The organism is Porphyrobacter sp. SLTP, from assembly GCF_009905735.1.
Lineage (GTDB): Bacteria > Pseudomonadota > Alphaproteobacteria > Sphingomonadales > Sphingomonadaceae > Erythrobacter.
In genome coordinates this window covers 83,489-98,674 of record NZ_JAAALE010000006.1, presented here as the reverse complement: position 1 = coordinate 98,674, position 15,186 = coordinate 83,489, and the positions used below count along the sequence as shown (strand labels likewise).

General features: G+C 62.7%; 13 protein-coding genes. 6 read left to right on the top strand and 7 right to left on the bottom strand.

Translation table 11 applies throughout. The features are described from left to right. Positions 1-113: 113 nt before the first annotated feature. The 6 genes from GVM20_RS06865 to GVM20_RS06840 all read right to left on the bottom strand — a co-directional run bounded on the left by GVM20_RS06865 (position 114) and on the right by GVM20_RS06840 (position 7,672). Positions 114-3,356, bottom strand: a complete 3,243-nt coding sequence (locus tag GVM20_RS06865; protein WP_166546487.1) for an efflux RND transporter permease subunit — start codon at positions 3,354-3,356, stop codon at positions 114-116. Positions 3,357-3,367: 11 nt separating this feature from the next. Next, positions 3,368-4,567, bottom strand: coding sequence for an efflux RND transporter periplasmic adaptor subunit (locus GVM20_RS06860; RefSeq protein WP_166546486.1), 1,200 nt, complete (start codon positions 4,565-4,567; stop codon positions 3,368-3,370). A gap of 2 nt (positions 4,568-4,569) precedes the next feature. Further along, entirely contained in the window at positions 4,570-5,787 is a 1,218-nt protein-coding gene (locus GVM20_RS06855; RefSeq protein ID WP_166546485.1) for a TolC family protein, read from the bottom strand. Positions 5,788-5,857: 70 nt separating this feature from the next. Continuing rightward, the gene (locus GVM20_RS06850) at positions 5,858-6,196 is read right to left on the bottom strand and encodes a hypothetical protein (RefSeq protein WP_166546484.1); all 339 of its coding nucleotides are present in this window, start codon (positions 6,194-6,196) and stop codon (positions 5,858-5,860) included. 52 nt (positions 6,197-6,248) lie between these two features. Further along, positions 6,249-7,049 carry a DUF3703 domain-containing protein gene (locus GVM20_RS16300; protein WP_234031888.1) on the bottom strand — a complete coding sequence of 267 codons (801 nt, stop codon included), beginning with the start codon at positions 7,047-7,049 and terminating at the stop codon, positions 6,249-6,251. Beyond that, positions 7,046-7,672 (bottom strand): cation efflux transmembrane domain-containing protein, encoded by a 627-nt coding sequence (locus GVM20_RS06840; RefSeq protein ID WP_166546483.1) that lies wholly within the window; start codon positions 7,670-7,672, stop codon positions 7,046-7,048. The genes GVM20_RS16300 and GVM20_RS06840 overlap by 4 nt, the downstream gene beginning before the upstream one ends. An 83-nt stretch (positions 7,673-7,755) precedes the next feature. On the opposite strand from GVM20_RS06840, the gene GVM20_RS06835 reads away from it, so the two are divergent. From GVM20_RS06835 to GVM20_RS06820, 4 genes are read left to right on the top strand one after another with little or no spacing between them, the layout of a single operon-like run. Continuing rightward, positions 7,756-8,160, top strand: coding sequence for a MerR family transcriptional regulator (locus GVM20_RS06835; protein WP_166546482.1), 405 nt, complete (start codon positions 7,756-7,758; stop codon positions 8,158-8,160). Next, positions 8,160-8,510 (top strand): DUF3147 family protein, encoded by a 351-nt coding sequence (locus tag GVM20_RS06830; RefSeq protein ID WP_166546481.1) that lies wholly within the window; start codon positions 8,160-8,162, stop codon positions 8,508-8,510. Before GVM20_RS06835 ends, GVM20_RS06830 begins: the two co-directional genes overlap by 1 nt. Next, a complete protein-coding gene (locus GVM20_RS06825; protein ID WP_166546480.1) occupies positions 8,507-8,851 on the top strand; it encodes a YnfA family protein in 345 nt (114 codons plus the stop codon). Before GVM20_RS06830 ends, GVM20_RS06825 begins: the two co-directional genes overlap by 4 nt. A gap of 13 nt (positions 8,852-8,864) precedes the next feature. Beyond that, complete coding sequence (locus tag GVM20_RS06820) at positions 8,865-9,482, top strand: class I SAM-dependent methyltransferase (RefSeq protein WP_166546479.1); 618 nt, start codon at positions 8,865-8,867, stop codon at positions 9,480-9,482. A 321-nt stretch (positions 9,483-9,803) separates the two neighbouring features. On the opposite strand, the gene GVM20_RS06815 is transcribed toward GVM20_RS06820, so the two are convergent. After that, the gene (locus GVM20_RS06815) at positions 9,804-11,048 is read right to left on the bottom strand and encodes a tyrosine-type recombinase/integrase (protein WP_166546478.1); all 1,245 of its coding nucleotides are present in this window, start codon (positions 11,046-11,048) and stop codon (positions 9,804-9,806) included. A 727-nt stretch (positions 11,049-11,775) separates the two neighbouring features. Between GVM20_RS06815 and GVM20_RS06810 the strand changes: the two genes are divergently transcribed. After that, positions 11,776-12,969: a DUF932 domain-containing protein gene (locus tag GVM20_RS06810; protein ID WP_166546536.1), complete on the top strand. Its 1,194-nt coding sequence runs from the start codon at positions 11,776-11,778 to the stop codon at positions 12,967-12,969. 129 nt (positions 12,970-13,098) lie between these two features. Continuing rightward, complete coding sequence (locus GVM20_RS06805; RefSeq protein WP_166546535.1) at positions 13,099-15,171, top strand: ParB/RepB/Spo0J family partition protein; 2,073 nt, start codon at positions 13,099-13,101, stop codon at positions 15,169-15,171. Positions 15,172-15,186: the final 15 nt, after the last annotated feature.

Genomic DNA, 15,186 nt, shown 5'->3' with positions numbered 1-15,186 from the left:
CAGCTTGCCACCAAGGAGCCATTGCAAGGGCCGCCAAGAGCCGATGCACTTCGCTTACCGCTGCTGTTCATTGCGTCTCTCCTGAGCTTTGGTCTATTTTCTTGGTCATTCGTCTAAGCCATCACGGGCGAAAGCGGCTGAGGCTCTTCGTCCGGAAAGCGCCTGGCTTCCCGGTCAAGCACAAGCCGGGCCAGCGCCGGCAGGACGACCAAGGTCAGCAAGGTCGCCGAGATCAATCCGCCGATCACCACCGTCGCGATCGGTCGCTGCACTTCCGCACCTGTGCCGCTCGCCAGCGCCATCGGCACGAAACCAAGACTGGCCACCAATGCCGTCATCAGCACGGGTCGCAAACGCATCAGCGCCCCTTCGCGCACCGATTCCAGCACGCCCTTGCCGTTCTGACGCAGCGCAAGGATGCTCGACATCATGACCAGCCCATTGAGCACTGCCACGCCCGACAGAGCGATGAAGCCAACCGCTGCAGAGACCGAAAAGGGCATGCCACGCAGCCATAGCAGCAGCACGCCCCCGCTCAGCGCGAGCGGGACGGCGGAGAAGACCATCGCCGCACGGCTTGCCGACCCCAGCGCTGCGTAAAGCAAGGCGAAGATCGCCGCGAAGACAAGTGGCACCACAATACTGAGGCGATTTTGCGCACGTTCGAGATTCTCGAACTGGCCGCCCCAGTCGATCCACAGACCCGGAGGAATCTGCACATCATTGGCGACCGCGGCTTGCGCATCGGCAACGAACGAGCCCAAGTCCCGCCCGCGCACATTAGCCTGCACAACAACCCGACGCTTGCCGTTTTCGCGGCTGACCTGGTTGGGTCCGTTTTCAATGCGGAAGCGAACGAGCTGGCCAAGCTGCACGGACCGCGCCGTGCCATCTGCCGATGGCAATGCAACTGGTAAGGCCGCAAGCGCATCGAGATCGCGCCGCTGCTCTTCGGGCAGGCGCACCACGACATCAAACCGCCGATCGCCTTCGAACACCAGCCCGGCCTCGCGGCCGCCGAGCGCGATCTGCACCACATCAGTCACGTCGCCAACCGACAGACCATAGGCTGCAATCGCTGCCCGGTCGAAATCGATCACAAGCGCCGGCAATCCTTCGGTCTGCTCAACCTTGACATCCGAAGCACCGTCGACCGCGCGCAGCGCAGCTGCAACGCGCTGCGCCGTGGCATTGAGTGTTTCAAAATCATCGCCATAGACCTTGACCGCTACATCGGATCGAACGCCCGAAATCAGCTCGTTAAAGCGCATCTGGATAGGCTGGCTCAACTCATAATTGTTGCCGAGCAGCGTGTTCAGCCGGGCTTCCACCCGGGCAATCAGCGCGGCCTTTGTTTCGGACGGATCGGTCCACTCCTCTCGTGGGTGCAGGATCACGAAAGTGTCGGACACATTGCCGGGCATCGGGTCAGTCGCCACTTCCGCCGTGCCCGTCTTTGAAAAGACCGTCGCGACCTCCGGAAAGCCAGCAATCACCCGCTCAACCTGCAACTGCATTGAGGCCGATTGCTCGACACTCGTCGACGGGATCCGCATCGCGTGGAGCGCGAAATTCTTCTCGTCGAGCTGGGGAATGAACTCGCGACCAAGGCTGGTGAAAGCGACGAGCGCGACAAGGAAAATCGCCGCTCCCGAGCCGATGGCCACCCATGGCCGGGCAAGCGCCTTGTCGAGCAATGGCTCATAACGGCTCCGCGTTGCCGCCAGCACGCGCGGCTCCTTCTCCTCGACCTTGCCAGTCACGAGCAGCGCCACCATCGCTGGTACGAAGGTCAGCGAGAGGACAAAGGCTGCGGTCAGTGCCAGCATCACGGTGATCGCCATCGGCGCGAACATCTTGCCTTCCACCCCGTCGAACGCGAGCAGCGGCAGATACACCAGGATAATGATGGCCTGACCGAACACCGATGGGCGGATCATCTCGCGCGCCGCAACCATCACTTCGTGAAGCCGCTCCTGCAAACTGAGCAACCTGTCTTCATGATGCTGACGCTCGGCCAGACGGCGCAGGCAATTTTCAACGATGATGACCGCACCATCGACAATCAGACCGAAATCGAGCGCGCCGAGACTCATCAGATTGCCTGAAACACCCCCTTTGACCATCCCGATTGCCGCCAGCAGCATCGACAGCGGGATCACCAGCGCCGTGATGATGGCAGCGCGGAAATTGCCGAGCAGCAGAAACAGGACGACAATAACAAGGAGCGCGCCCTCGGTCAGGTTCTTGGCCACCGTGCTGATCGTCGCATCAACCAGCACCGAACGATCAAGCACCGGCGTCACGACAATACCGGGCGGGAGGGCCGCGCCGATCTCATCGAGCTTCTCGGCGGATTCGGCCGCCACCGTGCGGCTGTTGCCACCTGCAAGCATCAGGGCGGTGCCAACCACAGCGCCATGACCATTGACGCTGGCTGCACCCGTGCGGACCTCGCGACCCGACGAAATGGTCGCCACATCAATGACCCGCACCGGCGCCCCGCCCCGCTGGGCAATCACGATATTGGCAATCTCAGACCCGCGTGACACCCGGGCATCGGCGCGAACCACCAGTCCTTCCCCGCTGCGCTCGACCACGCCGGCACCGCTCGACACATTGCCACGTTCGAGCGCGTCGACGAGATCGGTCATCGAAAGACCGGCGGCGGCGAGCCGCACCGGATCAGGTGCGACTTCATATTGCTTCACGAAACCGCCGATGGCGTCGACCCCTGCGACATTGGCAACCTGACGCATCTGTGGCCGAATGATCCAGTCCTGGACCGTACGCAGGTAGGTCAGCCGCTCTTCCGGCGTCGTCAGCCGCTGTCCCTCAGGAGTAAGATAGCTGCCGTCAGTTTGCCAGCCCGGCTGCCCGGCCCGCGCGCGCGGAGCCCCGCGCCCGTCGGGATGCGCGAAGTCGACCGTCCACATCAGCACTTCGCCAAGGCCGGTAGATACCGGTCCGATCTGTGGATCCACCCCCGGCGGCAACGTGCCCGCCGCCTGCGTCAAGCGCTCACCTACTTGCTGGCGGGCGAAATAGAGATCGGTATCATCGGTGAAGATCACCGTGACCTGCGCAAACCCGTTGCGCGAAATCGAGCGGGTTTCAACGAGGCCGGGCATGCCCGCCATGGCAGTTTCAATAGGATAGCTGACTTGGCGTTCCATTTCCGTCGGCCCGAGCGAGGGCGCAACGGCGTTGATCTGCACCTGCCGGTTGGTGATGTCGGGCACCGCATCGACAGGCAGTTGTACAAGCTGGGTCGCACCATAAATGGCGGCAAACGCGGTCAGGAGGACCACCAGCACCCTTCGCTCGACGGCGAAGGCGAGGATTTTTTCAATCATGGTTCGTCCTCTCAATGATCATGTTCGGCCTCGGCCTTGCCGAGTTCCGCTTTGAGGACGAAGGCATTGACGGTCGCGACGCGTTCGCCGACGCGCAGACCCGAGATGATCGGCACGGCGGAATCGCTGCCAGTGCCCACCGTCACCGGCCGCACGACAAAGCCGCGCGGCGTGCGCACGAAAACAACACTGCGCCCCTCAACCTCCTGGATCGCGCTGCGCGGCACCACTGGCACCCGCTGGCCATCGCTCCCGGGCGTCGTGACCCGCGCACTGACATTCTGGCCGACACGAAGGTCGCCATCGCGATTGTCGATGGTGGCGATCGCCTTGGCCGCCCCGGTGGCCGGATCAACAGCGGGAGAGAGGAACCGGATACGGCCCGTGTGCGGGTGATCGCTACCCTGAACAGAAAGCATCATCGTCTGGCCGACCCGAACGCGCTGGATATCGCGCGCAGGGATCATCAATTCCGCCCAGACCGTGCGCGGATCGGCAACCTGAAACAGCTCGCGCTCGGGCGGAACATATTCACCCGGCGTAACGGTCACCGAAGTAACCTCACCCGCAACCGGCGAACGCAGCGTCATCAGCCGGGTGGTGCCTCCTCCCGTCCCTGCACCCAGCGCACGCAAGGCTTGCTCGGCTTGCTGCGCATCAATTCGCGCCGCATCGTAGGCGGCTTGCGCTGCTTCATATTCCTGACGTGCCGTGACACGTTGGCGGAACAGACTTTCCTCTCGCGCAAGAACAGTGCGTGCGGCTTCGGCTGCGCGCCGTGCGCGTGCCGATGCGCCCTGCGCCTCGGCAACCTCGCGGCTGTCAATGACAGCGAGCGCATCACCTACCGCGACCCGGTCGCCGAGCTGGCGCAAGATCCGCACGACAACGCCCGACGTGCGTGCGGTGACATGACCGACCGACTGTGTCGGCGGCACGAGCACGCCCGCCGTTGTCACTTCGCCCCCGGCAAAGCCTTCTCCGACTGCCGCAACCACGATCCCTGCTGTGCGCAGCTGCGCTTCGGTCACCATGATGGTGCCTTCCCCTGGCGCCACCTCGGCCTCCGCATCGCCGCCAGACTCAGCGCCTTTAGCAGCTTCATCACTCTGTGCAGCGTCGCCGCGCAGCACATAGCCCGCGCCGCCACCTACAAGGGCAATGATCGCGGCCCCGCCGATCAGGGCCAGCATTTTTCGGTCAATCGTCATGATCAGTTCTCCTCGCGCGCATAGGCGCGATTGAGCGCGGCAATCGCGCGGGCCCGGTCAAGCCGGGCTTCAATGATGGAACGGCGCGCCGTCGTCAGCGCGCCCTGGACGTCGAGCAATTCAAGCAGCGAGAAGCGCCCGGCATTGTAGCCGACCTGCCCCAGCCTCACTGCCTCCTCGGCTTGGGCAAGGCCAGGCCCCTCAAGTGCGGCCAAGCGCGTCTCGGCAGCTTCGACCAGCATTTGTGCCTGCGCCCTGTCTCGCCGCGCCTCGGCTCGCACACGCTCTGCCTGATATTCGGCTGCGGTCTCGTCCGCTCGCGCCGCCTCGATCCCGCCGCGATTGCGGTCACGGATCGGAATTGGCAGCGATAGGCCAGCAACAAACGCGGTATCGCGCCCGTCATTGAAACGCCGCAGACCGCCGCTGACCGTGACATCAGGAACAGCGGCCGACTGCGCCAGCGTCACCCGCGCTGCAGCCACGCGGCGTTCCGCCTCGGCAAGCCGCTCGTCGATGCCGATGAAGGCAGGATCGTTGGTTGTTCGTCGGGGCTGCGGCGAACCGGCTGCGACCGTCAGATCCGGATCATCTGACCCAACCAGCACTGCGAGGTTCCGCCGTGCGGCAAGCATGAGACTGAATGTTTCAACCTCGGCGGCACGGGCCTCGGCAAGCGCCGCTTGGGCACGCAATTGCCTTAGCGGCGGATCGCGGCCCGCTTCGACCAGAATGCGCGCGGTGTTGGCAAGCGATGACGCTTGCGCAGCATTGTCGCGCGCCAGCGTTGCCTGATCCGTCGCCGCTGCCAGCTCGGCAAAGGCCAGTTCAACGTCGCGAACCAGATCAATGCGCTCGCGCAGCAGGGCCAGGGCCACCACGTCACGCTCGCTTGCCGCAACGGACCGCCGGGCGCTTCGCTGACCCCCGATCTCGAGCTGCTGGCTAAGCGCCAGCGTTGTTTGTGTGCTGTCCAAGCCGCGGAAGGGACCGCTTCCGGCGAAATCCTCGACCTCGAGGCTGACCTGCGGATTGGGACCAACATTGGCCTGACGTGCGCGCGCTTCGGCAGCGTCGACACGCGCCGCAGCTGCAGCAAGGCGCGGTTGGCTTGCAATGGCACGCTCGATCGCAGTCTCGAGCGTTATGGGTTCGGCCAAGGCCGGAAAGGCAGTGGCCAGCGCCGCAGCCATAAGGGCGGCGCGCAAGGATATGGGCATGAAAGACTCCTGAACTTGGCATGCGTTCGTCGCGCGAACCCACAGGTCCGTGCGCCGTTACGGTGCAAGTTCAGGCAGAAGGTGGCTGAAGCGGCGGGGCTTGCGCCAAAGAGCTCAGGATGGCGCTGTCTTGTGGCCGCATCGCGACACGGGCCAGCGACAGGCTTTCGACCATGACCGGCGCGCCGGCATTGAGACCCACGCTGCAATGGTGATGAACCACGGCGTGGCAGGGAGAATTTTCATCGTCGGGAGCATGGTCGCGATGCGCTGCTTCGGCATGGCCGCTTACGTCTGACGAAGCAATGACAGCACTAAAAGGCAAGGCATCATGCGCCATCGACGGCGATTCTACGCCGCCGAATGCCAGTCCAACCGCCAGCCAAAACAGAAGAAGCACGCGCGCCATTATGGCCGCACTAGCTTGAAAGGGTTAATCAAGCAATCTGACAGCTGCGATGTCACGAAATCAGTTCCTGCTGGCGCAACGCTTCCGCCAGATCGGGAGGTATCGGCATCGGCGCAAACGCGCTCACATTAGATCGCCCGGAATTACCCACCGGCAACCGGCCCGTCAGCGAACCCAGCGGAGCCAGCAAAATCCGGATGACTTGGCCCAGCATTTCGCTCCAATCGCGCCGTCGGATCGCAAACCCCAGCATGGCGCCATGACTGGCGAGATGTGGGCCAAGATAGGGCTGCGAAACGATATGCACCCGCTCCAGATGGTGCCAGGCACGATCCTCGTCGCCTTCTTCCAATGCTGACCGGTATGCCGCCATTTCATCCGCGATCACCCGCCGCGCAGCAAAGCTGTTGGCAAGCCCCCGCCAGCGCCGCTGCCGGTGCCAATAGAAGATTTGCGCGAAGGCCCAGATGAACGGGGTCAGGGCTCCGGCCGAAACTTCGACCTCGTCGCTGTAATGCGTCCCGCCGTTTGGTTCCGGCATGACGGTGATCCAATGATCCCACCTGGAAATGAGGGCACTGTGCCCGTTGTCACGCAGTCGTTTGGGCCAGTCGGTGCCGTCAGCATCGTGCATGGACGTCACAATCCACTGTGTCCCGAACGGAATTATGCCAAAGAGGCGGAGCTTGACCTCGCAGCGCCCGCCCGGTCGAAAGCTTTCGAACGCCGCGTCGTCGACCGGGATGAAGCGCACCAGCGGCCAAGCAATATGCTGCAACAGGCCCGCCTTCTGGACTTCTGCCCAGACAGTTTCCGGCTTGAGCGCGATATGTGTCGAACGCGAAACTTTCATGCCGCCACGCTCCCCAACTCACGTCGTGCCTGCCGGACAATCTGAACGCCGCCGCTGATCCCGAGCAGGGCCAGGATCGCAGCGACAATAAGATCGGGCCAGGCGGTGCCAGTGCCGAACACGCCGAGCGCGGCCGCCATAACGGCAATATTGCCGATCGCGTCATTGCGCGAGCATATCCAGACCGAGCGCATGTTCGCGTCTCCGGTGCGAAAGCGATAGAGCATGATGGCGACCCCGGTGTTGGCCGCCAGCGCGAGCGCGCCAATGATCCCCATCAGTTCAGGTTGGGGTGCAGCCCCGCCCAATGCCGCCAGAATGGCTGTGATCATCACCCAGCCACCCAGACCGATGAGGGTGAAACCCTTGGCCAGCGCGGCCCGGGCCCGCCATGCCAGCGCCATCCCGGCGACCAGCAGGCTGATCGCATAATTGGCGGCATCGCCCAGAAAGTCGAGCGCATCAGCCTGCAATGCGCGGCTGTCAGCAGCGGCCCCTGCCGCCATTTCCACCGCGAACATGCCGGCGTTGACGCCGAGCGCGATCCACAACGCCCTGCGCCAGCGCGGGTCGTTCAGCGTTGCCGTCGTTCCGCACGCGGCCTTGCAGCAATCATCAGCCATCTTCTTGCCTCCTCGACAATCTGCGAGTCGGCCCTCTATCTACACCCTGTAGCAACTACAGGGTCAAGCCCGGAGGATTGGCGATGAAAATTGGCGAACTGGCAAGCGCCACGGCGACCAAGGTCGAGACCGTGCGCTATTATGAAAAGATCGGGCTGTTGCCGGCGCCTGCGCGGACAAGCGCCAACTATCGTGCATACGGCCATGATCATCTGGCGCGCCTGTCGTTCATCCGCCGCGCCCGCGATCTCGGTTTTACGCTCGAAGCGGTGCGCGAGCTGCTCACGCTGTCCGATGACAAGGCCCAATCCTGCGATGCAATTGACGGGATTGCGCGCGTCCACCTTACCGAAATCGACCGCAAGATCGCCGATCTGAGCGCGCTGCGCGGCGAACTCGACCGGGTGATCGGTTCCTGCCGTCACGGGACCGTGGCCGATTGCAAGATCATCGAGACCTTGGCTCCGCGCAGAAAGGACACAGCTTGATGTATTATCTGCTCATCAAGGCCGTAGCATCAGCAATCATCATTGTGATCGTTTCAGAAACCGCCCGGCGCAATCCCGGTACCGGGGCGCTGATCGCCTCATTGCCGCTGATTTCAGTGCTCGGCATGATCTGGCTGTGGAGAGACACTCAAGACGTGGCGCGACTGGCCGAGCATTCCGCCGCGACGTTCTGGTATGTGCTCCCGAGTCTCCCGATGTTTCTCGTCATCCCTGCCCTACTCAAGCGTGGTGTCGGATTCTGGCCCGCGCTGCTTGCGGGGTGCGTTCTGACAATGGTGCTCTATGCGTCATTGGTCTGGGCCGGCCCGAGATTTGGATTGAAGCTATGACAATGCCCAACCTGCCAACGGCAATCATTTATGCCTTTGCCGCGCTAGCCGAGATCGCGGGCTGCTTCGCTTTCTGGGCATGGCTGCGCCTCGACAAGCCCGTGTGGTGGGTGTTTCCGGGCATCGTCTCCTTAACACTGTTCGCGTGGCTTCTTACGTTCGTTGACACGCCCGTCGCGGGGCGCGCCTACGCAGCCTATGGCGGTGTTTACATTGCTGCTTCGCTGATCTGGCTCTGGACGGTGGAAGGTGCCCGGCCCGACCGTTGGGATGTCATCGGAGCCACAATTTGCCTCGCCGGGGCTGGATTGATCCTTTTTGGGCCGGGACGGACAGCATGATGAGGACAAGCCTTTGAGCGACGAGCCAAGTTCCCACTGGGAAAACGTGTATGCAACCAAAGATGCCGCGCAGGTAAGCTGGTTCGAGGAAACACCCGCGCTGTCGCTTGACCTGATTTCCGCTGCCTATCCGGGGCATGGCGGCGTGATCGACATTGGCGGCGGCGCGTCACGGCTAGCGGGCGCGCTCGTCGATGCGGGATATGCACCGGTGGCGGTTCTCGATTTGTCAGCCAGTGCGCTGGCCGTTGCAAAGGCGAGGCTTGGGGCTGCGTCCAACTCGGTCGAATGGATCATTGCCGATGTTACGCGGTGGCGGTCAACCACGCGATACGATGTCTGGCATGATCGCGCAGCGTTCCATTTCCTCACCGATCCCGTGCAGCAACAGGCCTATGTGGAAGCGATGCGTTCGGCTCTCGCAAGTCATGGCATTGCTATCATCGGGACTTTCGCGCCCGATGGCCCGGAGCGGTGCAGCGGCCTGACCGTCGCGAGGCATGACGCAGCGAGTATCGCCACTATTCTTGGCTCCGACTTTGAATTGGTGAACGAACAGCGCCACGAACATCTGACACCTGGCGGTTCGGTTCAGCAATTTCAGTTCAGTACGTTTCGCCGAGTGGGTTAGGAGCCAGATCGCCCTCGCGTGCCTCAGGCTCGATGCAGGACAGATGCGCGATCACGGTCCAAAGGAAAGCGAGCGCCCTGTCAATGACCGGACGCCCGCCCTCATGCTCTGGTCATTCGCTTACGGGCAGCAGCTCATCGCCGCATCGCAGCAAGCGAATACGAGGTCGCAGCAGGACATTGCCAGCGATGCAACCTGATCCGGTGCAGCGGCAAATGTTGAAGAACTAGAACCAGGCAGCACGCCTGTTCCGCTGCGTTCGTCGCGGGTTCAAAGCCTTAGCAAGCCATGGTCTCGAACCTTACCGCGCCTTGCAATGGCCTATGTCGACAGGAGAGACCGCAGCTTCGCATCCCATGCATCAAGAGCGCTCCGCTTCTCGTCGTCATACCTGTAACGGTTGTAGATCCCGGCGACCCCTGCCCTTGTTCCGCTGATATGGTTGAGCACGCTTTCGGTCACCTCAACCGGGACTCTCAGCGACTGGAGATGGGTTGCCCCGGTTCGGCGGATATCGTGCAGTCGCCAGTTCGGAACATCGACGTCCCCCGGATCTCCACCCTCCTCGATCTGCTTGGCCTTCAGGTAAGCGATCATATCCTTGTGGAGCGCCGCCCGTCCCTTGAAGAAGCCCGACACAGGGGTGGTCCCGGTCGTGGTGAACACGAGGCCCTTCCGCTTCGGACCCAACAGCTGGAGCTCTGCGAGCGCGAGGCTTGTAAGCGGTATGACGTGTTCCTGGTCATTCTTCGCCCGATCGGCTGGCAAGGTCCATCGACGCGCATCGAGGTCGATTTCGGACCAGTCCATTTCGGCAACTTCCTGGCGCCGTTGCATTGTCAGGATCAGCATCCGGACAAAAGGCCCCCACGGCCAACCGGAATTCTCGGTCGCCCTCCACAAAGCGACAATCTCCTCGTCGCTCAGCACCCTGCGGCGAGAGGGGACGGCCTTTGGCGCCTTCATCCCGGCCAGCGGCGAGACATCGATATCCTGCCGGTCGGTCGCCCAGTTGAATAACTTGCGCAGGAGCGAGTGGATCTCCTTGCGGCGCGCCGGGCGATCGGAATACTCGTCCAGCACCTTCACGATATCGGCGCGGGTGATCTCATGGACGGGACGGTTGCCCCAGCGGGGAATAAACACGTTGTTGATCGTGCAATTCGCCGAGCCCCACGTCCCCCGCCAGTTCGGCTTGAGATAGAGCTCTACGAACCTTTCGCTGTAGGTCCGAAAGTTTAGCGTCTCCTTTTTCCGCTTGGCTTCGCGCTTGGCTTCGACCGGATCGATCCCCTGATAGACTTGGACCAGCAGCCGCTCGGCTTCTTTGCGCGCTGTTGCTGGGGTCCATGGACTTCCGACAGGGCCGATAGTCTTGCGGCGTGCAGGCCCGCCGTCGACCCGATACTGGAACACAAAGGACTGCGCGCCTCTTGGCGTGATACGGAGTCCGAAGCCCTTTAACCGGGGGTCCCACACGTAAATGTCGCGGTGCGGGTCCGGTGTGATGGACTGGATTGTTCGCAATGTGATTGACTGATTCGGCATGATCTGGCGCTCGTCCACGTAATCGCCACGTAATCAGATGTCGGGATTACGATGGCGTAGCGAAGGGTAATCCACGGCGGATTTATTCCAACCGTTTCAAGCCCTTGAGCGTAGTTTGGCGTAGTATTGGAAAGGAACGAAAAGGGCACAAAGCTCCGCTCTTAATCAGCGGGTCCTTGGTTCGAGCCCAAGTGCGTCCACCAAACTTCTCAACGGCTTAGGTGCGAATATACACCCCTCCCAAGGGGCTGTCGAGAGCCACGTAATCGCCACGTAATCAACGTGTTTCGTAGCATGGCGTAGAGGCTTGATTTTCGATGTGCGGGAGGACGTTTCCTCCCTGGTCGAAGCCGCTGCGCGGCTTCTTCACACCCACCTCAGCGGGGACACCCCGCAACGCCCCGAAACGAGGAGTGGGGCTGCTGACGCGCTCTGTCCCGCAGGGCTGCCTGCCCTGCTCCTGAGGGCGCGGTGTCTGACGCATGGGGCCCCGCACGCACTCTGATCCGGCGGACATGGCCCAAAGCGCAAGCCAGGAAAGCCGACAGGCCCCGGCTTTCCGCCTGCGCGAGCGATGACGCGATGCTCCGCCTCGTTCAGGGTGCAGTTTCTTACTTTGGCGATCTCGCTGGCCGCTCGCGCGGTTTTAAGCGTTGAGGGGGGAGAGTGAGAGTCTGGCGGGCTTCGCCGTGACGGGATGAGGGTCGAGAGAGAGGCTCCCGGCCAGCCGTCATGGAGATTTACCATGGATATGCAGGTTCTCGATACGCGCCGCGACTCAAGCGGCGGTTACAAGGTCGATGTCTCGCGCGGCTCGCGCGTGGGTCGGGTGTCGTCGGAGTGGTTCTCGCGCCCAGATGACGAGAGGTTTTTGTCACTGGGCGATCTGGCCCGATCAGTGCGCGGTCGGTCTGACCGGAGCCGGACGCGCGTGGTCGAGACGGCGCTGATCCATGTCGAAGCAAACCGCAATGATCCGGAACGCCTGACTCTCATGTTGCCGGGTGCCGAGGCACCGGTGACGCCAACTCACTGGAGCTTTGGGCAATTGGCCAGCCAGGTAGGCGCTCCTGCTGCCTATCTGCGCCAACTTCCGGCGCCGCTCGCCGCGATCAATCTGCAATACGGGCTGACCTCCAACCGAGCCGAGCAGATCAAGACGCTCGAAACCAACAATGGCCGCCTCGAACTGCGCGCAGTGACAGGCCCCGACTACGGCCGGATCTACGACCATGAGCTTGTCGAAGCGGTGCAGAAGATCGCTGGCAACGGCACCGGCGACACACGCTGGAAGGTTCCGGGCGTGCTCGACTGGTCGAGCGGGGTCTACAACCCTAACGTCGACATCTCGAAGGAGACGACCACGCTCTATGCGTCGGATCGCGACGTATTCCTGTTTCTGGTCGATGATCTCAACCCGATCGAAGCCGGGCGGCTGCCCGACGGATCGCCCGATCTCTACTTCCGCGGGTTCTACTGCTGGAACTCCGAGGTTGGCGCAAAGACGCTCGGCATGGCGAGCTTCTACCTGCGCGCGGTCTGCCAGAACCGCAACCTGTGGGGGGTGGAGGACTTCGAGGAGATCAGCATCCGCCACAGCAAATATGCCGCGAACCGCTTTGCCCACGAAGCTGAGCCGGCGCTGCTGAACTTTGCCAATTCGTCGGCGCAGCCGTTCATCAACGGCATCAAGACCGCGCGGGAGCGAATTGTCGCCCGTAGCGACGAAGACCGGCAGGATTTCCTCCGGGCGCGCGGATTCTCCAAGGCTGAAACCGGCCGGATCATCGAGACCGTCCTCGCCGAGGAAGGCCGCCCGCCGGAATCGATCTTTGATTTCGTGCAGGGCATCACCGCATTGGCGCGGTCCAAGGCCCATCAGGACGCCCGGCTCGACATGGAGGGCAAGGCCAAGAAGTTGCTCGACCGGTTGCACTAAGCCTCCCCGGGCCCAGCGTGTTACTCTTGCGTTGCGCTGCCTTCTCAGAGTGAGAGGGCGGCGCTTCGCTTCGTGACGGGTTCGAGCCTGAGAGAGAGTCTTTCGGGCAGCCCGTCATGGAGAAACCCCATGACCAAGACATTGCCCAAGCTCGTGCTTAGCGCCTCGCGCGACATCCCGTTTTCGCAGCTGGTGCTGAGCCAGAAGAATGTCCGCCGCGTAAAGGCCGGCCTTTCGATCGAGGATCTGGCCGAGGACATTTACCGCCGGACCCTGCTCCAGAGCATCAACGTCCGCCCCGTGCTCGATGCCGACGGCAAGGAAACCGGCATGTTCGAGGTGCCGGCCGGTGGCCGCCGTTTCCGGGCCCTCGAACTGCTGGTGAAGACCAAGCGGATGGCAAAGGATCAACCGGTCCCTTGCGTCGTGCGCGAAGCCGGGATCGCCGAAGAGGACTCGCTCGCCGAAAACGTCATGCGCGTTGCGCTGCATCCGCTCGATCAGTTCCGTGCCTTCAGCGCGCTGATCGAAGCGGGCCTGTCCGAGGAAGACATCGCCGCGCGGTTCTTTGTATCGGTGTCGACTGTACGCCAGCGCCTACGGCTTGCCTCGGTCTCGCCCACCCTGCTCGAAATCTATGGTGAGGACGGCATTACGCTCGAACAGCTCATGGCCTTCTCGGTCACCGACAACCACGCGCGCCAGGAGCAGGTCTGGGAACAGGTCAATCAGGGGCACCATGTGCCGGCTTACCACATCCGCCGCTTGCTGACCGAAGACGCGATCTCCGCAAGCGACCGCCGCGTCCGGTTCATCGGCATTGACGCCTACACCGAGGCTGGCGGCTATGTGATGCGCGATCTGTTTTCGTCGGACGAGGATGGATGGTTGCAGGATCCCGCATTGGTCGAATTGCTGGTGAGCGAAAAGCTCTCGGAACTCGCACAGGAAATCGGTGCCGAAGGCTGGAAATGGGTCGAGGCCGCCATAGACCTGCCCTATGGATGCGAGCGCGGCAAACGCCGGATCGTCGGCACGACCGTTCCGTTGACCGACGACGAGCAGGCACGGCGCGATGTGCTGGTCGAGGAATATGACCGCATTGGCGACGAATACGGCGATGGCAGCGACCTTCCCGGCGAAGTCGATGCGCGGCTGACCGCAATCGATGCCGAACTGACCGCCCTGAACAGTCGTCCCACGGTTTACGATCCAGACGACATGGCGCGCGCCGGCGTGTTCATTTCGCTGACCCATGATGGTCGCCTGCGGATCGACCGCGGCTATGTCCGTCCTGAAGATGAACCCCTCGCTGATGGCCAGAATGACAGTGCGCACGATGCCAACGCAGACGTGTCCGATGGCCCGACTGTCACCGTGGCAGGGCAAGCGGCGCAGACCGGCGGTGACGACGACGAAGACGAGGCGATCAAACCGCTACCTGACAGGCTCGTTTCCGAACTCACTGCTGAACGCACGCTCGCTCTGCGCGATGCACTGGCCAACGCTCCGCAGGCGGCTTTCCTCGCCCTTCTCCATGCGCTCGTCCTGTCGGTGTTCCGTCCCCACGGGACTCATGGTTGTGTGCAGATCGGCGTCACCCAGGCCTGGCTCGGCAATGTCGCACCGAACTTGCGCGAGAGTGTCTGGAGCCAGTCGATCCAGGCGCGGCACGAACATTGGGGTGAAAGGCTGCCGGATGAACCACAGGCGCTGTGGGACGCCCTCGCCGCAATGCCGCAGGATGAACAGATGGCGCTGCTCGCCCACTGTGTCAGTCACGGCGTCAACGCGCTGTTTGAGCCGAGCAAGGGCTATGACGGACGCATCTCAGCGCACGGTGTGGCGCAGCGCATTGCCGCCGCCGATGCTCTGGCAGCAGTCGTCGGGCTCGACATGGCCGAGGCTGGCTGGACGCCAACAGTCGACAACTACCTCGGGCGGGTGACCAAACCCCGGATTATTGAAGCGGTCCGCGAAGCGAAGGGCGATGCGACCGCAATCCTGATCGAACATCTCAAGAAGGGTGACATGGCACGCGAGGCCGAACGGCTGCTGAGCGGCACCGGTTGGTTGCCGGAACCCCTGCGGTTGCCGGTGATCGAAGCAGATGAAGCTGAAATCGCCGACCTGCCCGATTTCCTCGCGGATGATGCCGAACAGGCGGACGCCGACGACGCCTTCGCAATCGCTGCCGAATGAACTTCGCTCGCGCGG